The organism is Rhodospirillum rubrum ATCC 11170, assembly GCF_000013085.1.
Lineage (GTDB): Bacteria > Pseudomonadota > Alphaproteobacteria > Rhodospirillales > Rhodospirillaceae > Rhodospirillum > Rhodospirillum rubrum.
Window position 1 is genome coordinate 25,839 of the sequence record NC_007643.1, and the last position, 21,081, is coordinate 46,919.

Below are 21,081 nucleotides of genomic sequence, written 5' to 3' on the forward strand. Positions count from 1 at the left end.
ATCCAGAATGTTAAGCTCCTAGGGGGCCCTGAGCGGCAGGCAGCAGCGCTTCGATGCGGGCGCGCAGGCTTTCGGGGGTGTCGGTGGGGGCGAAGCGCGAGATGGTCTCGCCATCGGCGCTGACCAGGAACTTGGTGAAGTTCCATTTGATCGCCTCGCTGCCCAGCAGCCCCTTGGCCTCCGCCTTGAGCAGGCGATAGAGCGGATGGGCGTCGGGGCCGTTGACGTCGATCTTGGCGAACATCGGGAAGCTGACGTCATAGGTCAGCGTGCAGAAGGATTTGATCTCCCCGGCGTCGCCGGGTTCCTGATGGCCGAACTGGTTGCAGGGGAAGCCGAGCACGCAAAACCCCCGGTCCCGATAGCGCCGCTGCAAGGCTTCCAGTCCCTTGTACTGGGGGGTGAAGCCGCATTTGCTGGCGACATTGACGATCAGCAGAACCTTGCCGGCATAGTCGGCCAGGGTTTGGGGAGCGCCGTCGAGGGTGGTGACTTCGATGTCGTAAAGCGGGCTCATCGCTTGTCTCCTGGGGGGGAAGGGGTGGTCCGGTGGTCGAGGGCGGTCGCCAGAACGTCAACCAGCGCCCGCAGTTCCTCGCCCAGGGCCAGGGCGCGCTCGCGCGGCAGATCCAGGGCGGTGATCACCCCTTCGGGCACGCTGCGCGCCTTCAGGCGCAGGGCTTGGCCGTGCTCGGTCAGCGAGACCTCGACCCGGCGTTCATCGGCGCTGTCGCGGCGGCGGTTGACCAGGCCGGCGGCTTCCATGCGCTTGAGCAGCGGCGTCAGCGTGCCGCTGTCGAGATGAAGCCGGGCGCCCAGATCGCCAACCCGGCAGCGCGACACCTCCCACAGCACCATCATCACCAGATATTGCGGATAGGTCAGGCCCAGGGACTCGAGCAGCGGCCGGTAAAGGCGGGTCATCAGATTCGAGGCGGCATAGAGCGGAAAACAGATCTGACGATCAAGCCGCAGGGCCAGATCCTCGTCGGCGACCGCGCCGGGGTCGGATCGGGACGGGGAACAGGCGAGGATGGGCGGAACGGGCATGGGGGCGGCGCCTCCGGCGCGGGGGATGTGGGAAACGATAATATCGTGGGCAATCGAAGGCGACGCCAGGGGCGGCGGCGCGAAAGGCGAGGGCGCTTTTGGCGGTTTTCGTCCCTGGGGCGGTGCCCGATCTTAGACTTCCCGAAGCGGCCCGTCCCCTTGGCGCATTTCGCGCTTGCCAAGCCGGGTGCGGCGCCTAATTTGGCGTCATGCGAAGACTTTATCACCATGGGCTCTCCCCGGCGGCCCGTAAGGTCCGGGTCGCCCTTGCCGAAAAGCGGCTCGATTACGAAGCCGTGATCGAAGAGACCTGGATTCGCAACGAATCCTTCCTGGCGATGAACCCGGAAGGCGAGGTTCCGGTGCTGGTCGAGGCCGATGGTTTGACCATCACCGATGGCTGGGCGATCTGCGAATATCTGGAAGAGGTCTATCCCGAACCGTCGTTGCTGGGCGGTCCTGCGGCCATGCGCGCCGAGGTGCGGCGGCTGGTGGCTTGGTTCGACCGCAAGTTCAACCGCGAGGTGACCGAGCCGCTGGTGCGCGAAAAGCTGCTCAAGCGGGTGATTTCCGGCGGCGCCCCCGACAGCCGGCAGATCCGCGCCGGGCGGGCCAATGTCCATACCCACCTGCGCTATATCTCCTGGCTGATCGACCGCCGGCGCTGGCTGGCGGGGGATATGCTGACCTATGCCGATATCACGGCGGCCTGCCATCTGTCGCTGATCGACTATGCGGGGGATGTGCCGTGGGAAGACCATCCCCAGGCCAAGGAATGGTATGCCCTGGTCAAGTCGCGCCCAAGTTTCCGGCCGCTGCTGACCGAGACGATTTCGCCAATCCGCCCCCCCCGCCATTACGCCGATCTGGATTTCTAAGGCTTTTTGCCGATCGCCGTCGTCGTCGCCACCGCCTGGACCCTCACGCGTTGACGGGGCGGCTCCGCCGGCCCATATCGGCATGGCCGGAAGGATCGCCTTGTCTTACCGGGACCCTTCCTCGCCCCCCCATTCGTGGACGCCAAGGTTGCTCAGGGAGGACATTGGCCATGACCGAGCGAAAGTTGAATCCCCCCACCGATAATCGCAAACCCCTGACCGAGCGCCCATCCCAGCACCCCGAGCCCGGGCAGGGGCCCGGGCGCATGATGGATCCCAATATTCCCGGGATGCTGCGGCTGGCGGTCTTTCTCGGCTTCGCCCTGATCGTCGCCCGCACGATGCCCGATGGCCTGCTTCCCCATGCCCTGGCCTCGCTGTTGAACTTCGCCGCCCTGGCGTCGTGTCTGGTCGCCTCGTTGCGGCGCGAGCCGATTTGGCAGGATCATCTGACGCGCTGGGATGAGGCGGCGGTGTTGATGGCCGTCAGCCTGCTTGCGGGGGCCTTCGCCGATCCCCAGGTGCTGGAGGGGTATCGGCAGGCCGCCGGTCTGGGATCCTGAGGGGGGAGCGACCCATTGCCGCCCTCTTCTCGTCCCGATCGCTGGGGGATTGCTCTCGGGGGCGGTGGTCGCCGCCCGGCGCTGGTTTCCACCCTTGGGATAGTCGTGCGAGGAGGTTTTTGCGATGACGCGAAGGCGGTGCGGTGTCTGGTCCATGCTTGGCGGTGCGGCCCTGGTTTTATCGACGATCGGTCCGGCCGGCGCCCTGCCGCCCGCGCCAGCCGCCGCCGGGGCCGGTCTGGGGCCGTCTTTGGCGCTCACCCCCGTGTTCATGGTTGGCGAGGAGGGCGTGCTCACCCTGGCGCCGACGCTTGAGATCGTCACTCCGGCGGTGGTCAATATCGCGGTGAAGGCCACGGTGGCGGCGCGGCCCAATCCCTTGCTGTCCGATCCGCTGTTTCGCCAGTTCTTCGGCGTGCCGCCCGGGGCCGAAGGCCCGCGCGAGCGCACGGTGGTATCGGCCGGGTCGGGGGTGATCGTCGATGCGGTGCGCGGCACCATCTTGACCAACCACCATGTCGTCGACGGCGCCGAGGATATCACCGTCACCCTCAAGGATCGCCGGGTGCTCAAGGCGACGCTGCTGGGCAGCGATCCCGGCACCGACATCGCCGTGCTCCGCGTCAAGGCCGATCGTCTGACCGCCTTGCATCTGGCCGATTCGGATCGGGCCCAGGTTGGCGATCTGACCATCGCCATCGGCAATCCCTTCGGTCTGGGCCAAACGGTGACCACCGGGGTGATCAGCGCCAAGGGGCGCAGCGGCGTTATCCCCGACGGCTACGAGGATTTCCTGCAGACCGACGCGTCGATCAACCCGGGCAATTCCGGGGGCGCCCTGGTCAATTCCCGGGGCGATCTGGTTGGCATCAATACCGCGATCTTGTCGTCGGGCGGCGGCAGCGTCGGCATCGGCTTTGCCATTCCCAGCAATATCGCCCGCGCGGTGATGGAACAGATCCTCAAGGACGGAACGGTTCGGCGCGGTCATCTTGGCGTGTCGATCCAGACCGTCAGTCCGGCCGTGGCCGAAAGCCTGGGCCTGCCCCGGGCGGCCGGGGTTATCATCGCCGCGGTCGAGCGGGGATCGACCGCCGAAAAAGTCGGGCTGCGCACCGGCGATGTGATCTTGGCGGTCGACGGCAGGCCTTCGGAAACCGCCGAGGTGCTGCGCCGCCAGATTGGCCTTGCCCAGATCGGCGACCGGGTGAGGCTGACGGTGATGCGCGAGGGCAAATCCTTCGATCTTCAGGCCCGCATCGGCTCATGACGCCACCAGCCCTTGGCGGAGGGGCCGGGGATGCTTAAGATAGGGCCTCCGAAGGGGGAGCGGCCGGGGTTTGCCCAGCCCTTTTCCTTTGGTTTGGCCATTCCCTCCGTCGGATTCGTGGCATGACCCCCTCCTCCAGGCAGGAAGACCGCCGTTCGGGCGAACTTGCGGAATTCCTTACCATTCTGGAACATCGCATCCTGGCCCTGTCGCGCAGCGCGACGGTTCTCGATCGCCAGGGCGATCATCCGCCGCGCTTCGCCGATTACGCCCGCACCCGCATGCTGACCACCGAATGTTTGGCCTTTTCCATCGTCATCGAACGCCGCGTTGAAATGCTGCCCGACCCCCAGCGGCGGAGCGAGGCCAAGGACCGCTTCGATAGTCTGACCGTGCTGATCTGGTCGACGCTGATGGACTGCTCGCTTAAATTCCTGCGCTCCATCGCCGAGGAGGAACATCTGCCCCTTGGCTCGCGCGAGGTTTTCCTGCACGAGATCAAGACCCTCTATGATGCCCACAAGATCCTGACCAGCGAGCGCTATCGCGGAAAGGTCGAGGAGGAAACCCTGCACCAGCAAAAAGCCGCCGAGCGGATCTTGAACGAGATTATCGAGCGCGCCCCGCGCCTGCTTGATCTGTCCAGTTCCCCGGCAAGCTGAAGGGAGCCTTATTCATGGCCCGCGCCTCGACCAAATCCGCTCCCGCTTCCGCCGCCCCCCCCGCGTCCGCCTCGCGTCCGGCACCGGTCAAGGTGAAGGGCAGGGTGCAGGAAGGCTATGTGCTGATGCGCGCCCTGCTTGAACGCGCCGGCCATGCCGAACTGGCCACCCGGCTCGGCCAATGGCAGACCGTCGATCAGGTGCTGGCCGCCGCCCCGGAACTGGTGCCGACCCTGCTTGGCATGGCCTGGGAATTGCGCAATCGCGAGGGATTTTCCGATCTGTTCGCCGCTCCGGACGGCGGAGTGGTGGACAATCGCGCCGATCCGATCGCGCCCTGTGGGCGCAGCTTCGATCAGATCGTCCAATCCCATCTTTATGCCACCGCCCGGGTCGTCTTCACCCGCAATCAAGGCGCCTGGGCCGTCGCCGAGGCCAAGCGCGCCCAGGCGCGCTGGCGCAAGGAACAGGAGGAGGCCCCCAAGGGGCTGTTCTCGCGCTTGTTCGGGCGCAAGCGCGAACCGGTGTTCAATCCCCAGGATTTCCTGACGCGCTGCCCCAGCCATGGGCTTTACGAGGCCTTGAAGCCCCACCTCAGCCGGCTTGATCAATTCGCCCTGATCCCGGCCTATGCCCAGTTGCGCCGCACCCAGGCCGAGGTTCTGGGCGATCTGATCGCCCGCTTCAATCAGCCCGACCAGATCTTGTTCCTGGCCGGACTGACCGAGGGCGATATCAGCGTTCTGCGCAATTGCGCGCGGATCTATGCCGAATTCAAGCTGAAGCTGCGCAAGCCCAAACGCGGCCGGGACGAGCCCGATCAGCGGTTGAGCGAGGAAGACGAGGCCCGGCTTCTTGAAGAGGAATCCCGGGTTTTCCGCGATCTGATGAGCAGCCATCACAAGGCCATCGATGAGCTGCGGATCATGGGGCCGAACGCCGAGAAGCTGATCCATCTGGTGGCGCCGGTTTTTGGCGACCGCATCTGGGCGATTTTCGACGACCCCGCCGGCCTGCGCAATGTCGTCAACACACCCGAGCATCTGTTGCCGGCGCTTGGCCCCTTCAGCCGCTATGTCACCCCCGAGTTGTCGGCGACCTTCCTGCAAATGAACGATCAGGAGATCATCAAGGATATCCTGCGCTTCGGTCGCGAGACCTTCAAAGAGGCCGAATACGCCTTCTATCTGTCCGATAGCTCGCGCCTGCCGGTGTGGAGTTCCCTGCCCCAGAAGTTCAACAACAATTTCAAGTATCAGCGCGACGCCCTGAAAAGCGGGCTGGTGCGCAACGAGATGGATTTGCGCACCGTCGCCGGCGGCGTTTTCGAATCGCTCCGCCAGGGCAAGGTGCTGTAGGGGGCGATGGGCTTTCCCCGCATGCGGACGATGGACGGGCGCTGGCGTTGGGGGCGCCTTGTCCTGCTTGGCCTTTTCATCGTCTTTCTCGGCTGGCCGCTGAGCCTGCTGATGGTGTTCCGCGTGGCGCCGGTGCCGGCGACGCCGCTGATGGTGCTGCGCCTGCTCGAAGGCGAGGGGTTGGCCAAGGACTGGGTGCCCCTTGAAGCGATCGCCCCGGCTTTACGCCGGGCGGTGATCGCCAGCGAGGATGGCCGCTTCTGCCAGCATGGCGGCTTTGATACCAAGGAACTGGAAAAGGCCTGGAGCGACTATCAGCGCGGCGACCGCTTAAGGGGCGCCAGCACCCTTTCGATGCAGACGGCCAAGAACCTGATGCTGTGGGACGGCCGCAACTGGCTGCGCAAGGGGCTGGAGGCCTATGACACCGTGCTGCTGGAAGCCCTGTGGCCCAAGCGGCGCATCCTGGAGGTCTATCTCAATATCGTTGAATGGGGTCCGGGGATCTATGGCGCCGAAGCCGCCGCCCGCCACCATTTCGGCGTTTCGGCCGCCGCCCTGTCGCCCCGTCAGGCGGCCCTGCTCGCCGTGGTCCTGCCCAATCCCCGCGAATGGTCGGCCGGTCGTCCGGGGGCCTATGTCAGCCGCCGCGCCGCGACCATCCAGGCCCGCATGGGCGCGGTCGACCTGGGCAAGGATGGCGCCTGCGGGTAAACCCCCACGGGGGTCAGCGGAAAAACTCCCCGCCCGCCGGGCGTCGCCGCCGTCGGACCTTCGACTCCGCCCACCCCGATCTTGCCGATCCGCCGCCGCAGGACGGTCATCGCCGCGCGGCGCTTCGGGGCAAGGGGGATGGGGTGGCCTGGAGCATGGCGGTCCACCGGACAAAGGAAATGATGTTCCTTTTTTGTTCTTAAGGCGGATGGGAGTCAAGAGCGGGCCCTCGCGGGCTTGGGATCAAGCGGCACGTGAAGCGCACCGACAAGAGCGCCGCGAACCGTGAAAAGCATGGGATCGACTTTGATGAGGCCCAAGTTCGCAGAACGCTTAGGCCGTGTGGACGACTTTCGCTCAGAAGAGAATTCCCTGTTTCCGAGGTAAATCTGTTGTGATTCATAGGGCATCCTCCTCCTTAAGGGTCAGGATCGAGGATGCGTCATCACACTTCGGGACCAAACACCGAGCCGTCTTTATGACACGGTAAGACTACGCAGGGGCTCCTCCCGCCGGGATCGGATCGAGAGCGGCAAGGAACGCCTCCCGCTCGTGATGGGTGCGGACTTGGCGCCACGCTCATTGCTCATAAGCGATGGCATAGTTCTCGCCCGTTCGCTCGATGTGTGCGAAGCCGAGTTCGCCAAGGTGCATACCGGCGATCAGCAGCCGCTCCGAACTAGCGAGATCCAGCAGCCTTGTTCGTGTCGCGGCGGCGAGATGCGTATCCTGATCGAACGCGATCGACACCTCGGGGCGCGGAACCTGAATCTGCGGGAAATGAACGATGTCGCCCCAGACCAGTAGGCTCTTGTCACCGCAATCGAGTCGATAGCCGGTGTGTCCGGCCGTATGTCCCGGCAGTGGCATCGCGGTGATGCCGGGCAGCACCTCGCCGCCCTCAAAAGGGCGCAGCCTATCGCGGTAGCCGTTGAACGCCTGACGCGCCACGAGGAAGTTGCCACGGGCGCGCTCGGGCGCGCGGCTCAGATTGCCGTCATCCTGCCAGAACGCGACTTCCCGATGGCGGACGACAAGCTCGGCGTTGGGGAAGACGGCTTCTCCTGAAGCGTCCATCAGCCCCCCGACATGATCGGGATGGGCATGCGTCACCAAGATCGTGTCAATCGCGGCAGGCTGGATGCCAGCGAGCAGCAGATTGGTTTTTAATCGACCGCCCCCCGGCTTGACCCCTCCTGCTCCCGCGTCGATCAGGACCGTGCGACCGCCGCCGCGCACGAGGTAGGCGTTGATAGGAATCGAGGTATGATCCTTTATCCCGGCATTTTCCTGCATACGGGAGGCGTCGGCCGGGGCGATATTGGCGAGGAAATCGAAACTGGCGTGGAGAGAGCCGTCGCTGACTGCGGTGATTGTTAAATCACCGACGTTTTGGGTGGGAAATCTAAGGCTAGACATCGTTTTCTCCAGGTATCGGCTCAGTTTCGCGCGTGAATGCTCGACGCCGCATAGCCAAAGCAACGGATGCGCGCGGTCAGGCCGAGAGTGTCCTTTATGGCGTCGTCCAGCCCTTTCATGAACCGTTCCATGACCGGCGGCGTGCGAAAGGGTTCAAGGCGATAGTGGATTTCCGCGAAGACCGGGTGCCCCCGGCCGTGCCGAACAGCGACATAGAGGATATGCACATTCCCCAAGGCGGCCCGAAGAATGCCCGTGCAGAGTTCGGCGCAGTGCTCCGTGAGGTCTGCGAGCGCTTCGTCCGGCGGCATCTTGTCCGCCGGGATGTGGATCGTGATATTCGGCATTGGAGTCTACCGTGCCTTCTCGAAGGCGTCGTTATTGTCACGCGTTAATTGCGCCGTCATCGGCGCATAGACATGGACCCCTTCCGGGAGAGGCCCGATGTCAGGCGTCTTGCCGCGCTCTCCTTTGGCGAGCCAGCGATATTCCGGGACCTTCTCCATAGCGACCGCCTGCATCGCTTGTGGGGTGAGGCCCAGCCGGATCAGAGGTTCGGGGCCTGTGGCGCTTAAGACCAGATAGTCGCCCTCACCAAGGGCCGGCGCGCGGTCGAGGCCGCCATAGAGGTTCCGATGCCAGTCGGTGATGTGCCGCTGCCAGCGTGCGAAATTGCCGCCGCCCTTCTGGCGGTATTCATCGCCCGTCAGAATATCGAGGCCATCAATCGAATGAAGGGCGAGATAAACGGGGCAGCCACCGCTCAACGCCTTGAAACGCTGTGAGGTATGGAAACCGCTTACCGAAATGAGGGCGGGCAGTTTCTCCAGGCTGTAAAAGTCGTTCCAGTCCGCCTCGCTGTCCGGATCGGCAAAACCGCATTCCACCGTATAGATCATTACACCCCCTTCGACCGAAAGCGCGGAGCTTCGGGCCTTGTCTATCGTTGATATTTTCTCATGATAAACGGCCGATATTCGCCCATATATCGACAACGGATCGCGCTTCAGTGATCTAATATCAAGGTGGTGGCGGATCGAATGCCGAGCCATCCCGTCAGGAACCCTCATGCGCCGCAAGATTCCCAGCAATTCTGCACTCATGGCCTTCGAGGCGTCGGCGCGTCATGGGAGCTTTGCTCGCGCGGCTGACGAACTGGGCCTGACCGAAGGGGCGATCAGCCGCCAGATAGGCCGGCTGGAAGCTTTCCTCGGCGTCACGCTGTTCGCGCGGGTTGGTAATCGTGTCCGGCTTTTGCCAAATGGCGAGCGTTATGCGGCTCAGGTGCGCGAGTCACTCGACCGACTGGAGCGTGATAGTCGCTATCTGATGGGGCAACCCAGCGATGGCGCGAGCCTCGACATCGCCACCATCCCGACCTTCGCCGCCCGCTGGCTCATTCCCCGCTTGGCACGGTTCAGGCAAGAGCACCCGAACATCATCGTGCATCTTGCCGAACGGATGGAGCCCTTTGTGCTTGCCGGAAGCGGTTTCGATGCCGCGATCCATTTCGAGCATCCTGCTTGGACGGGAATGGGAACGCACCGTCTGTTGCATGAGACCTTGGTTCCGGTTTGCCATCCGGCGCTTCTCGGGGGAGGGGAAGGAGCGGTATCCTTGGATGAATTGCCGCGCCTTCATCGACGTCAGAACCCGGATGCTTGGCAACGCTACGCCCAGGAAACCGGACTCGTTCTGACCAATCCTGCGATCGGTCCCCGTTATGATCTTCACATTATGCTGATCGAGGCCGCGCTCGCGGGACTTGGCGTCGCCCTGGTGCCGCGCCTCTATATCGAAACCGAGTTGGCGGAAGGCCGATTGATCGCGCCTTGGCCTGATGGTCAGTCGATCTCCAAGACCTTCTGCCTCATCCTGCCCGAGCCGATCGGATTGAGTGACGGTCCGCTACAGGTTTTTGCAAAGTGGCTTCTCAAGGAAGCGCGATCTGCAAATCCAACGCCTTGATGCCAGCCCGCTGCCTCTGGCCCGCGCTTCGGCCCTGACAAACGGGGGGAACGAGCCCCCCTCTCTTTAGGCGGGGGGCAGGGCGTCCAGGCGTTTGCGCAGTTCGAGGGCCAGATCCGATTGGGGGTCGAGGGCGGCGATCAGCCGAGTCCATAGGCTGCGGGCGCGTTCCGAGTCGCCTTTTTCGGCCGCTTCCAGGCCCACGAAGAACAGGGCTTCGCGGTCCTCGGGGGCGCCGGCCAGGATATCGGCCATCAGGGTGAAGACCGCCGGCGGCGGCGGCGCCGGTTTGGCCGGCGAGGGCGCTTTGGTCTGGGCGCCGGCCAGCAGGGCGCGGGCCTGAAGGCGCTTGGCGTCAAGATCATCGGGGCGCAGGGCAACGGCGCGGCCATAGGCCTCGGCGGCGGCGTCGGGCTGACCGAGGACGATCCGGCTGCGCCCAAGCATCATCCAGCCATCGGCGTCGTCGGGCTGGTCGGCCAAGCGGCTGGCCAGACCATCGACCATCACCTCGATGCGCTCGCGTTCGGCGGCGGGGACGGTCCCGGCGGTGGCGGCGGCGGCGGGGTTGGGCTTGGCGGGTGCGGGCTTGGGCGGGGCGCCGGTCCGGCCTTCGGTGGCCTGCTTGTCGTCGTTGAGCAGGGCCAAGGGATGGCGGGGGGGAATGCTTTGCGGCTCGATCCCGGCCTCGGTGGCGACCTGGGCGATGTTCTCGGCGATCATCGCCATCCACGGCGCATCGGCCGGGCTGTCGGCCTGAAGATCGCGCCAGATCGCCAGGGCGCCCTGGGGGTCTTCCATCTGCAGCCGTTCGAGCCCCAGGAAGAAGCGGGCGCGGGCGTCGCCGGGGTCGATCCCCAGGATATGGACCAGCACCCCATGGGCGTCATCGGCGATCTGGCCGTTGCGGGCCATCACCAGGAACTGGGCATAGGCGCTTTGCACGGCCAGCGAGTCGGGCGCGGCGCGGGCGGCCTCGGCCAGCAGCGGCGCGGCTTCGGCCAGGGCGCCGCTTTGGGCCAGCGCGCTGCCCAGCAGCAGCTTGGCCTCCAGATTATCGGGGTCAGAGGCCAGGGCGGCGCGCAGGCGGGCGATCTGATCGGCGCTCTGGGCGGTTTGGTCGCGCTGCTCCTCGTGGAGTTGGGCCAAGCGCTCGTTATGGGGAACATCGGGTCGGCCGGGGCTGCCGACGACAAGATAAAGCGCCAAAGCCGCCAGCGGAACCAGGGCGATCAGGCTAAGCACGGCCTTGCGGCCGTCCCCACCGGCGGACGGGGGCGGCGCCTGCGGCGTATCGGACGCGGCGGGCGGCGGCGGCGCGGCGGCCAGCATGCGGCGCTCGACCTCGACGCGGGCGGCCTCGGCCTGATCGGCGCCAAGCAGGCCGCGATCGACATCGCGCTCAAGCTCGCCAAGCTGATCGCGGTAGACGGCGAGATCGTACTCCCCCCGCGCCCGGGGCGGCGGGGCGCCGTCGCGGCGCAACAGCGGGCGGGCGAGCAGCAGGCAGGTGGCGACGGCCAGGGCGATGGCCAGGATCCAGAACATCATCGGCCGGCCTCCCGGTCGCCGGGCGGGGTGGGCGGTTCGTCGTCGGCCAGCAGGTGATCAAGCCTCTGGCGCTCGGCGGCCGACAGGGCGGCGGGGGCGCTTTCGGCGCCTATCGGTCCGCGACGGCGGTAATAAAGGCCGATCCCCAGGGCGCCGACCAGCAGCAGGGCGAAAGGGCCCAGCCACAGCGCCAGGGTGGTCGCCTTGAAGGGCGGCTTCATCAGCACGTAATCGCCATACCGCTCGACCATATAGCCCACCGCCTCGTCATCGCTTTTGCCCGCCACCAGCAATTCGCGCAGACGGATGCGCATGTCGCGGGCCAGTTCGGCGTTCGATTCGTCGATGTTCTCGCTTTGGCAGACAACGCAGCGTAGCCCCTGGCTCAGCGTCCGCGCCCGGCCTTCCAGGGCGGGGTCGGCAAGCTGTTCGTCGGGCAGCACGGCCAGGGCCGCTCCCGGGGCGAGAAGCCAAGCCAGGGCGGCGATGGCGAACAGGCGACGGATCATTGGGCGGCCTTCCTCAAATCGGCGATCAGGGGTTTGAGCTTTTCGGTCCAGTCCTGTTGGGTGATCGGCCCGACATGCTTGTAGCGGACGACGCCCTGGGCATCGACGACGAAGGTCTCGGGCGCCCCGGTCACCCCCAGATCGATCGCCAGCTTGCTGTCAGGATCCTGGCCGACGGCGTCATAGGGATCGCCGTGCCGGCGCAGCCAGGCCATGCCGTCGGCCGGGTTCTTCTCGCGCCAGTCGATGCCATGGATGCGCACCACCCCCTCGGCGGCGATCTGGCGCAGAACCGGGTGTTCTTGCAAGCAGGCCACGCACCACGAGCCGAAGATATTGACCAGACTGACGTCGCCCTTGAGCACCTCGGAGGTCAGCGGCCGGTCGCGTCCCGGCGGCGCTTCGAGGGCGAATTCGGGCAAGGGCCGGTTGATCAGCTGCGAGGGCAAAAGTCTGGGATCATTGCCCAGACCGAACAGGAACAGCCCGGTCAATCCGGCCAGCACCGCCAGCGGCAGGAAATAGACCCAGCGGCGACCGCCTGAACGGGCGGGGGAAGACGCTTGGGGATCGGGAGAGGTCATCGCGTCGGACCTTGCAAAAGGGGCCTTATTCCGCCGGGGCGGGGGCGGGGGGGCTGGCGGTCTTGGCCGGGGAGACGCGGCGCGCCGTTGGCGCCCCCACCCGGTGGCGGCGATCCGACAGCGAGACCAGTCCGCCCAGGCCCATGAACAAGGCGCCATACCACAAGAAAGGCACCGCCGGCTCGTAATAGAAGCGGGTGACGAAGCCGCCGTTGTCGGTGGGATCGCCGATCACCGCGTAATAGTCCGACAGGCCGTTGCTGTGGATCCCGGCCTCGGTGGTCGGCATCGGCGGGGTGGTGTAAAGCCGCTTCTCGGGAGCCAAGCGGGCCAGGGTCTCGCCCTCGCGCGACAGGAGGATATCGCCGCGCAGCGCCTCGTAATTGGGGCCCTGGATCGGGGCGGCGCCTTGCAGGGTGAAGGTATGGCCGGCCAGCTCGCGGCTTTCGCCCGGGCGCAGGGTCTGGATGCTTTCGGCCTTCCAGGCCGTATTGCCAACGACGCCGATCACCACCAGCCCCATGCCGCCATGGGCCAGAACCATGCCCCAGGTCGATCGCGGCAGACCGACGAGGCGGCGCAGCGAATCGGCTAAGGGAATGCGCAAAAAGCGGATCCGATCGGCCAGTTCGACCAGGGTGCCGACCAGCACCCAGGCGGCCAGGGTCATGCCGGCGGCGGCGCCGACCTGGGCCAGACCGCCCCCGGTCGCCAGGAAGGTGCCGGCGAAAACCAGCGCCGCGACGATCAGCGCGCCCTTCAGCCGGCCGAGCGCCCCACGCAGATCGGCGCGCTTCCACGACAGCAGCGGGCCGATCGCCATCAGCACCAGCAAGGGCACCATCAGCGGCAGGAAGACCCGGTTGAAGAACGGCGCGCCCACCGTGACCTTGCCCAAATCGAGGGCGTCGGCGATCAGCGGATACAGCGTGCCGAGCAGCACCGTGGCCGAGGCCGTGCTCATCAGCAGATTATTGATCAACAGCCCGCCTTCGCGCGAAATCGGCGCGAACAGCCCGCCGCCCTTCAGCGCCGGGGCGCGCACGGCGTAAAGGGTGAAGGATCCGCCGATGGCGACCAGCAGCAGCCCCAGAATGAACAGGCCGCGCGTGGGATCGGTGGCAAAGGCGTGAACCGAGGTGATGACGCCCGAACGCACCAGGAAAGTGCCAAGCAGCGACAGCGAGAAGGTGACGATCGCCAGCAGGATCGTCCAGGATTTCAAGGCGTCGCGCTTCTCGACGACGACGGCCGAATGCAGCAGCGCCGTGCCCGATAGCCAGGGGATGAAGCTGGCGTTCTCGACCGGGTCCCAGAACCACCAGCCGCCCCAGCCCAGTTCGTAATAGGCCCACCAACTGCCCAGGGCGATGCCGAAGGTCAGGAAGACCCAGGCCACCAGCGTCCACGGGCGGACCCAGCGGGCCCAGGCGGCATCGACCTTGCCCTCGATCAGGGCGGCGATGGCGAAGGAGAAGGCCATCGAGAAGCCGACATAGCCGGCATAGAGCATGGGCGGATGGAAGGCGAGGCCGGGATCCTGGAGCAGCGGGTTAAGGCCGCGGCCATTCAAGGGAACCTCGAGGCCGGGCACCCGGGCGAAGGGATTGGAGGTGAACAAGATGAACAGCAAAAAGCCGCAGGTGATCATCGCCTGGACCGACAGGGTGCGGGCCCGCAGGGCGGGGGGCAGATTGCCGCCGACCAGACTGACCGCCAGACTGAAGCCCGACAGGATCAGGATCCACAGCAGCAGCGACCCCTCGTGATTGCCCCAGACGCCCGAGACCTTATAGAGCATCGGCTTGTCGCTATGGCTGTTCTCGAAGACGTTCATCACCGAGAAGTCGCTGACGACATAGCAATAGGTCAGGGCGGCGAAGGCCAGAACGATCAGGCCGAACAGGGCGACCGAGCCGCTGCGCGCCAAGTCCATCCACGCCAGATTGCCGCGCTGCGCCCCAACCATCGGCACCACCGCCTGGACGAGGGCGACGAACAGGGCGAGCACGAGGCAGAAATGTCCAAGCTCGGCGATCATGGGCGATAGCTCCGGGCAAAGGGGCCAAAAGGCGGCGGGCCGGAGAGGGCGGGAGGGTGCCCTTTTCCGGTCGGCGTGGGCGGCGTCAGGGGGCCGGGGCGGCGGCGGCGGTCGGCGGGCCGTGCTGCCATTTGCCCGAGGCCTTCAGCGATTCGGCCACTTCGGGCGGCATGTAGTTTTCATCGTGCTTGGCCAGAACGCTGGCGGCGACGAAGGTGCCCGCCCCATCCATCGCCCCTTCGGCGACCACGCCCTGACCCTCGCGGAACAGGTCGGGCAGCATGCCGGTATAGCGGACGGTCACGGTGTTCATCAGGTCGGTGACGATGAAGCGCACGGTTTCGCCGTCGCGCACCACGCTGCCTTCCTCGACCAGACCACCCACACGGAAACGCCGGCCCTGGTCCACGCCTTTTTCCTGGAGATCGGTCGGGCTGTAGAAAAAGACCAGATTATCCTGAAAGGCGGTCAAGGTCAGCCCGGCGGCGGCGAACAGCGCCAGCATGCCGAGGACAACGAAATAAAGACGACGTTTCTTGCGGGTCACCGCCGTGTTCTCCCAAAAAAGGCGCTTGGTCCCCGGCCGGTGCCCGGTCCTTCCCCGCCGCCCCGTCCCGGCTGAAGCGCGGGAGGCGGCGTGGCCCCGGAAGCCCGATCGCGGGCGGGATCAGTCGCGGCGATCGCGTCGCAGGCCGCGCAGCTGTTCCAAACGGGCGCGGTTGCGCCGGCGTTCGGCCAGCGTCTGGACAAGCAAGCCGATCAGCACCAGCGCGGTCAGTCCGAACGCCGGCCAGACGTAGGCGCCGTATCCCCCCATGTCCATGACCTTCAAAACCCTTTCCAAGGGCGGCTCAGCCGCCGGCCTCCAGCAGTCCCAGTGCCCGCACCTTGGCGGCGGCGATGCCGCTTTCCATACGAAGCAGGACAACGGTGGCGAAATAAAGCTGGAAGGCGACGCCCATCAGCAAAAGCGGCCACAAGATGCTGGGATCAATGGCCGGACCGCCCATTTTCACCACGCTGGCCGGCTGGTGCAGGGTGTTCCACCAATCCACCGAGAATTTGATGATCGGCACGTTCACCGCGCCGATCAGGCACAAGATGGCCGCCGCCCGATTGCCGCGCGTCACATCGTCGAAGGCGTTGGCCAGCGCCATATAGCCGAGATACAGAAAGAACAGCACCAGCATCGAGGTCAGCCGGGCATCCCAGACCCACCAGGCGCCCCACATAGGCTTGCCCCACAGCGATCCCGACACCAGACAGATCAGGGTGAAGGCAGCGCCGATCGGCGCGGCGGCGCGGGCGGCGAGATCGGCCAGCGGATGCTTCCAGATCAGCGCCACCGCCGAGGCGGCGGCCATGAACATATAGGCGAACATGCCCATCCAGGCCGAGGGCACGTGAACATACATGATCCGCACCGTCTCGCCCTGCTGATAATCGGGCGGGGCGAAGGCCAGCCCCCAGACCAGCCCGACCACCGACAGCACCGCCGTCAGGCCGGCGCACCACGGCACCAGAACCTTGCTCAGTTTCAGGAAGCGGGTGGGATTGGCGAATTTTTGCATCTGGACCGTCTGTCCTTGAGAAGGCGCGTCACCTTAGCCGAAGGCCGGGGTGGTTTCCACCCCGCGCCCCGCTGGGTCTTTTGTCCTTATGGGGCTCGGTCAGCGGGCGCGTCCTTGATTTCGATCATGCCTCTGCGGTTTTATCTGGAAGTCTTCCAGAAAGCGTCATTCCACCGCCTGACGCAAGGCGAGCGCCGTGGCGAAGGGGCAAAGCGCCAGGGTGACAAGCAAAATCGCCGCCAGGACCTTGAGTTGGGCGGCATAGGATAATCCCATCACCGCCGCGTCGACGGCCGAAACGCCGAAGATCAGAATCGGCACCGACAGCGGCAGGATCAGCAACGACACCAGAACCCCGCCGCGCCGGGCGCCGAGCACCAGGGCGGCCCCCACGGCGCCGATCAGGCTGAGGCTGGGGGTGCCGAGCGCCATCGCCGCCATCAGCACGGCGAAGCCATCGCCGCGCATCTGCAGCAAGACGGCGAGCAGGGGCGCCGCGGCGATCAGCGGCAGGGCCGAGGTCAGCCAATGGGCGGCGACCTTGGCGATGACGACGGCGCTCAACGGCGCCGAGGAGCGCACCAGCAGGTCAAGGCTGCCATCCTCGTAATCCTGCTGGAACAGGCGGTCGAGCGACAGCATCGAGGCGAGCAGGGCGGTGACCCACAGCACCCCGGCGCTGATGCGTTCAAGCACCGCCGGTTCGGGGCCGACGCCAAAGGGAAACAGCACCACGGTGACGACGAAAAAGGCCACCACCATCAGGCTGTCGCCGCCCTGGCGCAGGGCCAGACGCAGTTCGCGGGTCAGAACCGACAAAAAGACTCCGCTCATCCCTCGTCCTCCAGGAACAAACCGGCGGCGCGCGACGGGTCGGGGGCGAAGTGGTCGAGGGCAAGCACCGTCGCCCCGGGCAGGGTGATGTCCTGGTGGGTCGAGACCACGACCATACCCCCCGCCGCCCGGTGGCGGGCGATCAGATCCTCAAGAACGCCGATTGAGGCGCGATCAAGCGCCGTCGTCGGCTCGTCAAGCAGCCACAGCGGCGCCGGCGCGGCGATCAGCCGGGCGAGGTTGGCCCGGCGCTTCTGCCCGGCCGACAACATGCGCCCCGGGATGGTGGCGAGAGGCGCCAAGGCGAAGGCCTTAAGCGCCCGATCGACATGGGTCTCGCCCGCTCCGGCCAGCTTGGCCCAGAAGGCGACATTCTCGCGCAGGGCCAGAACCGGCTTGATCGCATCCAGATGGCCGACGTAATGGCAGCGCCCGCCGTGGGCTTCCGGGTCGGCGGCCACGGCTTGGCCCCCCCAGGTCAGCCGGCCGGCGGCCGGACGCAGCAGCAAGGCCAAAAGCCGCAAGAGCGACGATTTGCCCGAGCCGTTGGGGCCAAGCAGCAACAGGGCGCCGCCGGGGGCGAGGCGAAAGGACAAACCGGCGAAGATCGCCCGCTCGCCGCGCACGCACAGCAAGTCCTCGCCGGCGAAGATGGCCGGGGCCTCGGGAAAACCAGCGCTGTCGGGGGGGACGATCATGGGGGGTTCGTTTAGCCGATAAACGCTCCGCCGCCAATCCCGCTTACGCGTCGGCCCCTCTGCATGGGAGCCGTCCCCAGGGGCGGAGGACGGCAAAGGCGGGCGAAAAAAGGCGGCCGGCGCTCCGGGGTGATGGAGGGGTTGGAATGCGCCAGCCGCCGACGCTTTCGCTGAAAGCGTCCCGGGAAGAAGCCGCCCGGGGGCACATGGACGGTTTTCCCGCGTCCGGTCTTCAGCTTAAGAAGGGAACCGGGCGCCTTGAGGTTGAAGATCAGGGGCAAATGTGGCGATTTTTTGGAAGGGGAGGGTGCGGGACCGGTCTTTCCTTATTAATCCTCCTTGAAGGCGCGATGGCAGTTTCGGCAGCTGCGCGTCACCCGGACGAAGGCGTCGCTGGCGTCCTCGAAAGACCCGTTCACCGCCGCCCTCTCCAGATCCTCCGCCGCGTCCGATAACTGCCGGGCCAGATCGGTGAACTGGGCCCAATCGGCCCAAACGGCGAGGCGGGCGGTGCTGGGCGGGCGGGCCGAGCCTTCGGGAAACAATCCGGGAATGGCCCGGGCGGCCTCGCCCAGCGACCGGGCCGAGCGGGCGGCGGTCTGGGGATCGACGACGCCTTGCCCCTCGATCATCTCCGAAAGGATGCGAACGTCCGATTTCATGGTTTTCATGCCCTCCCGTCGGGCTTGAATGACATCGGCCCCGGTGGCCCAAGCCAGACCAGCCGAGGCGGCCAGGACAAGAGCCAAGCCCAGGGGTGGGGCGAAGCGAAGGGAGAAGGCCATTGATCGATCCTCACGTCCGGGTATGCGAGTGACAGGTGGAAAAACACACGGCGGCTTTCTTCGTCCCCTCCGCTCTGAGCGGGTTCCACCGTCACCACGGGGGGGGCGAATTAGGTCAAAGGTTATACTCCCAAGGCGCCCTCCGCGCTAACCTCCAGCTCCGCAACCATTTTTCCGGGCGCTGGGGGGAACGGCCCAAACCTGGGCTTTCGTCTCAATAGTGGGGGCGCTCAATCAGGTCTATTAAGCCAAGGGGCCAAGCGGCGTTTCGCGCCGCCCGCCGAGCCGGGATCGGCCTTGTCCAAGACCCTCGGCGGGGCAGTTTTTCAAGGATAGATCCATGGCCGAGGATACCCACATTCCCCCGCAAGGCGACCTGTTCACGGCCAAAAGTGATCCCGGCGACTCGGCGGTCTCCGCCGGCGGCGCGGCCCTGTCGGCCGAGGCTCAGGATATCGATTTCGCCAGCTATCTGGCCTCGCATGGCGAGGGCGCCGATAACGCTGACGGCGCTTTCGTCTCGGGTGATGGCACCGACGGCCTGATGGTCGGCGGCCTTCCCCCGATCCGGGACGCGGCGGACGACCTTGCGGCCGGGGATGATCTGCTGTCGGAGGGCCCGGCTCCCGATCTTTTCCTTCTTATCGGGGATCGGCCCGGGGATCGGGCGCATCGCGACCTGGACGGCGCGTGGATCGGGCAGGACGAGAGCGACCTGGAGAGGGCCGGTGGTGACGCCGCAAGCGATCCGGGCGCGGCCTTCGATCTGACCGATAACACGGGGGTTCTGGTGATCGACGACGCCCGCCCTCCGCGAGCGGACCGGCGGACCGGCTGAAACGCCGACGCCATCGGGGCGGGATCGCCCTTCCCGGTTCCCGCCCCGATGGGGGGGCCCCCTCGTGTAGGCCGTGCGTCCGTCGGCGTATTGCCTTGCCCGGACCGAGCCGGTATGGTCGCCGCGCGGGATGGGGACGGTTCTCCGGCTTAGGCGGGCCGTTCCTTCCTGGCGTCGCCGACCGCGCGACCGGCTTTCCGAGAGACCGCGATGCCCGCGGTTTGCCCCGTCCTGTGGAGGGAAGCCGTCTGCAGGAGTTCATCTATTCAAATGACACAGCCCCTTCCGATGACCCTGACGCAGGTGGCCGAGGCCCTTGGCGGCACGCTGCATGGCCAGGGTGATTTGATTATCCGCCGTCCCGTCCATCCGGCCCGGGCCGAAGCCGGCGAGGGCGTGACCGATCTGGCCGTCGCCATGGAGCCGGCCTTGTTGGCCGCCCTGGAGGGCTCGGCCGCCCGCGCCGCCCTGGTGGCCGGCGGCGCCGTTCCGCCCGCCGGCTCGGTCGATGGCTGGATCGAGGTGGGGCGTCCGCGCTTTGCCATGCATGTCATCACCGGGCGTTTCGAACAGCCCGCCCGTCTGGCCCCGGGCATCCATCCCAGCGCCGTGGTCGAAGAGGGCGCCGAGATTGGCGAGGGCGCGGCGCTTGGCCCCTTCGTCCATGTCGGCTTCGGTGCCCGCGTCGGGGCGGGAAGCCGGGTGCATAGCGGCGTCAGCATCGGCGCCGGGGCGGTGGTCGGGGCCGACTGCCTGCTCCATCCCGGGGTGCGCATCGGCGAGCGCGTGCGCGTGGGTGATCGCGTCATCCTTCACGCCAACGCCGTGATCGGCGCCGATGGCTTCAGCTTCGTCACCCCCGAACCGGGATCGGTGGAAAGCGCCAAGGCCACCGGCCGGGTTGACGCCATCAACAGCCGGTTGGCGCGCATCGCCTCGCTGGGCGCGGTGGTGCTGGGCGATGACGTGGAAATCGGCGCCAATACCTGTATCGATCGCGGCACCCTGGATGATACCCGGATCGGCGACGGCACCAAGATCGACGATATGGTGATGATCGGCCATAACGTGCGGGTTGGTCGCCTGTGCATGCTCTGCGCCCAGGTCGGCATCGCCGGCAGCGCGGTGATCGGCGATGGCGTGGTTCTGGCCGGCCGGGTTGGCGTCGCCGACCACATCACCATTGGCGACAACGCCGTGGTTGGCGCCGGATCGGGGGTTGGCAGCAATATCCCGCCGCGCTCCGTCTGGATGGGGTATCCCGCCCTGCCAAAAGACCAGGCGACGGAACACTATCTTTTCTCGCGCCGTCTTAAACATCTGTTCAAGGATGTTTCAGAGCTGAAAAAGCGGATAAGATCCCTTACTGTCCCGTCCTGAAATCTTTGTATCAACAACCAATTGGTTCGATCATCAATGAGCGACGTCGAAAGCAAGATCTACGATATCATCGTCGAAAAGACCAACATCGATCGCGCCAAATTAACGCGCGAGGCGTCGTTAAGCGAACTGGAAATCTCTTCGCTTGATTTCGTCGAGATCGTTTTCGCGGTGGAGGAGGAGTTCGATATCGAAGTCCCCTACAACGCCAATACGCAGGACCAGGATTTCAAGGCCCTGGGGGATATTGTCGGGGCCGTCGAAAAACTGGTCGAGGAGCGGGGCTGACACCCTTTCTTACGGCATGAAAGCAGCCTTCGGCCCTCCGGCATCCGCCGGATCGGGCCCGCTTGAGTTTCGACCCGGCGACGGGTTCGGGCTTGGGGTGTCGGGGAAGGCTTTTACTTG

The 21,081-nt window shown here is 66.0% G+C and carries 25 protein-coding genes; 10 read left to right on the plus strand and 15 right to left on the minus strand.

The genetic code is table 11. The annotated features are described in order from the left end of the window. Positions 1–10 precede the first annotated feature (10 nt). Both RRU_RS00105 and RRU_RS00110 read right to left on the minus strand, forming a co-directional pair. Positions 11–517, minus strand: coding sequence for a glutathione peroxidase (locus tag RRU_RS00105; protein WP_011387781.1), 507 nt, complete (start codon positions 515–517; stop codon positions 11–13). Next, positions 514–1,050: a MarR family winged helix-turn-helix transcriptional regulator gene (locus RRU_RS00110; RefSeq protein WP_011387782.1), complete on the minus strand. Its 537-nt coding sequence runs from the start codon at positions 1,048–1,050 to the stop codon at positions 514–516. Before RRU_RS00110 ends, RRU_RS00105 begins: the two co-directional genes overlap by 4 nt. 209 nt (positions 1,051–1,259) lie before the next feature. Here RRU_RS00110 and RRU_RS00115 point away from each other — a divergent pair, with 209 nt between their 5' ends. The 6 genes from RRU_RS00115 (at position 1,260) to mtgA (ending at position 6,495) form a co-directional block, all read left to right on the plus strand. Continuing rightward, entirely contained in the window at positions 1,260–1,928 is a 669-nt protein-coding gene (locus RRU_RS00115) for a glutathione S-transferase family protein (RefSeq protein ID WP_011387783.1), read from the plus strand. Positions 1,929–2,098: 170 nt separating this feature from the next. Beyond that, on the plus strand, positions 2,099–2,491 hold the full coding sequence (locus tag RRU_RS00120) for a hypothetical protein (RefSeq protein WP_011387784.1): 393 nt from the start codon (positions 2,099–2,101) through the stop codon (positions 2,489–2,491). Positions 2,492–2,615: 124 nt separating this feature from the next. Further along, positions 2,616–3,761, plus strand: a complete 1,146-nt coding sequence (locus RRU_RS00125; RefSeq protein WP_011387785.1) for a trypsin-like peptidase domain-containing protein — start codon at positions 2,616–2,618, stop codon at positions 3,759–3,761. 122 nt (positions 3,762–3,883) lie between these two features. After that, entirely contained in the window at positions 3,884–4,423 is a 540-nt protein-coding gene (locus tag RRU_RS00130) for a hypothetical protein (RefSeq protein ID WP_011387786.1), read from the plus strand. Between the two features lie 14 nt (positions 4,424–4,437). Further along, on the plus strand, positions 4,438–5,781 hold the full coding sequence (locus tag RRU_RS00135) for a hypothetical protein (RefSeq protein WP_011387787.1): 1,344 nt from the start codon (positions 4,438–4,440) through the stop codon (positions 5,779–5,781). Positions 5,782–5,787: 6 nt separating this feature from the next. After that, on the plus strand, positions 5,788–6,495 hold the full coding sequence (gene mtgA, locus RRU_RS00140; RefSeq protein WP_011387788.1) for a monofunctional biosynthetic peptidoglycan transglycosylase: 708 nt from the start codon (positions 5,788–5,790) through the stop codon (positions 6,493–6,495). A 579-nt stretch (positions 6,496–7,074) separates the two neighbouring features. Here mtgA and RRU_RS00145 read toward each other — a convergent pair. The 3 genes from RRU_RS00145 to RRU_RS00155 are packed head-to-tail and all read right to left on the minus strand — an operon-like array spanning position 7,075 to position 8,813. Further along, complete coding sequence (locus RRU_RS00145) at positions 7,075–7,914, minus strand: MBL fold metallo-hydrolase (protein WP_011387789.1); 840 nt, start codon at positions 7,912–7,914, stop codon at positions 7,075–7,077. 20 nt (positions 7,915–7,934) lie between these two features. Continuing rightward, positions 7,935–8,261 carry a hypothetical protein gene (locus RRU_RS00150; RefSeq protein WP_011387790.1) on the minus strand — a complete coding sequence of 109 codons (327 nt, stop codon included), beginning with the start codon at positions 8,259–8,261 and terminating at the stop codon, positions 7,935–7,937. Between the two features lie 6 nt (positions 8,262–8,267). Next, positions 8,268–8,813: a hypothetical protein gene (locus tag RRU_RS00155; RefSeq protein WP_011387791.1), complete on the minus strand. Its 546-nt coding sequence runs from the start codon at positions 8,811–8,813 to the stop codon at positions 8,268–8,270. A gap of 169 nt (positions 8,814–8,982) precedes the next feature. Here RRU_RS00155 and RRU_RS00160 point away from each other — a divergent pair, with 169 nt between their 5' ends. Next, positions 8,983–9,882, plus strand: coding sequence for a LysR substrate-binding domain-containing protein (locus RRU_RS00160; RefSeq protein WP_011387792.1), 900 nt, complete (start codon positions 8,983–8,985; stop codon positions 9,880–9,882). Between the two features lie 66 nt (positions 9,883–9,948). Here the strand turns inward: RRU_RS00160 and ccmI are convergent, their stop codons facing one another. From ccmI to RRU_RS00210, 10 genes are all read right to left on the minus strand, one after another. Next, positions 9,949–11,433, minus strand: a complete 1,485-nt coding sequence (gene ccmI, locus RRU_RS00165; protein WP_011387793.1) for a c-type cytochrome biogenesis protein CcmI — start codon at positions 11,431–11,433, stop codon at positions 9,949–9,951. After that, the gene (locus tag RRU_RS00170) at positions 11,430–11,942 is read right to left on the minus strand and encodes a cytochrome c-type biogenesis protein (protein ID WP_011387794.1); all 513 of its coding nucleotides are present in this window, start codon (positions 11,940–11,942) and stop codon (positions 11,430–11,432) included. Before RRU_RS00170 ends, ccmI begins: the two co-directional genes overlap by 4 nt. Continuing rightward, a complete protein-coding gene (locus RRU_RS00175; protein ID WP_011387795.1) occupies positions 11,939–12,526 on the minus strand; it encodes a DsbE family thiol:disulfide interchange protein in 588 nt (195 codons plus the stop codon). Before RRU_RS00175 ends, RRU_RS00170 begins: the two co-directional genes overlap by 4 nt. A 25-nt stretch (positions 12,527–12,551) precedes the next feature. Continuing rightward, positions 12,552–14,567: a heme lyase CcmF/NrfE family subunit gene (locus RRU_RS00180; protein ID WP_011387796.1), complete on the minus strand. Its 2,016-nt coding sequence runs from the start codon at positions 14,565–14,567 to the stop codon at positions 12,552–12,554. An 85-nt stretch (positions 14,568–14,652) separates the two neighbouring features. Beyond that, entirely contained in the window at positions 14,653–15,114 is a 462-nt protein-coding gene (gene ccmE / locus RRU_RS00185; RefSeq protein WP_011387797.1) for a cytochrome c maturation protein CcmE, read from the minus strand. A gap of 120 nt (positions 15,115–15,234) precedes the next feature. Beyond that, complete coding sequence (gene ccmD, locus RRU_RS00190; RefSeq protein WP_011387798.1) at positions 15,235–15,390, minus strand: heme exporter protein CcmD; 156 nt, start codon at positions 15,388–15,390, stop codon at positions 15,235–15,237. Between the two features lie 28 nt (positions 15,391–15,418). After that, positions 15,419–16,138 carry a heme ABC transporter permease gene (locus tag RRU_RS00195; protein ID WP_011387799.1) on the minus strand — a complete coding sequence of 240 codons (720 nt, stop codon included), beginning with the start codon at positions 16,136–16,138 and terminating at the stop codon, positions 15,419–15,421. 165 nt (positions 16,139–16,303) lie between these two features. Next, positions 16,304–16,972, minus strand: a complete 669-nt coding sequence (ccmB, locus tag RRU_RS00200; protein WP_011387800.1) for a heme exporter protein CcmB — start codon at positions 16,970–16,972, stop codon at positions 16,304–16,306. Further along, positions 16,969–17,670: a heme ABC exporter ATP-binding protein CcmA gene (ccmA, locus tag RRU_RS00205; protein WP_011387801.1), complete on the minus strand. Its 702-nt coding sequence runs from the start codon at positions 17,668–17,670 to the stop codon at positions 16,969–16,971. The genes ccmB and ccmA overlap by 4 nt, the downstream gene beginning before the upstream one ends. 329 nt (positions 17,671–17,999) lie before the next feature. Continuing rightward, on the minus strand, positions 18,000–18,455 hold the full coding sequence (locus tag RRU_RS00210; RefSeq protein ID WP_011387802.1) for a c-type cytochrome: 456 nt from the start codon (positions 18,453–18,455) through the stop codon (positions 18,000–18,002). Positions 18,456–18,795: 340 nt separating this feature from the next. Between RRU_RS00210 and RRU_RS00215 the strand changes: the two genes are divergently transcribed. The 3 genes from RRU_RS00215 (at position 18,796) to RRU_RS00225 (ending at position 20,961) form a co-directional block, all read left to right on the plus strand. After that, positions 18,796–19,293: a hypothetical protein gene (locus RRU_RS00215; protein ID WP_011387803.1), complete on the plus strand. Its 498-nt coding sequence runs from the start codon at positions 18,796–18,798 to the stop codon at positions 19,291–19,293. A gap of 270 nt (positions 19,294–19,563) precedes the next feature. Further along, positions 19,564–20,673 (plus strand): UDP-3-O-(3-hydroxymyristoyl)glucosamine N-acyltransferase, encoded by a 1,110-nt coding sequence (lpxD, locus tag RRU_RS00220; protein ID WP_014625858.1) that lies wholly within the window; start codon positions 19,564–19,566, stop codon positions 20,671–20,673. A 36-nt stretch (positions 20,674–20,709) separates the two neighbouring features. Next, positions 20,710–20,961, plus strand: a complete 252-nt coding sequence (locus tag RRU_RS00225) for an acyl carrier protein (protein WP_011387805.1) — start codon at positions 20,710–20,712, stop codon at positions 20,959–20,961. Positions 20,962–21,081 lie beyond the last annotated feature (120 nt).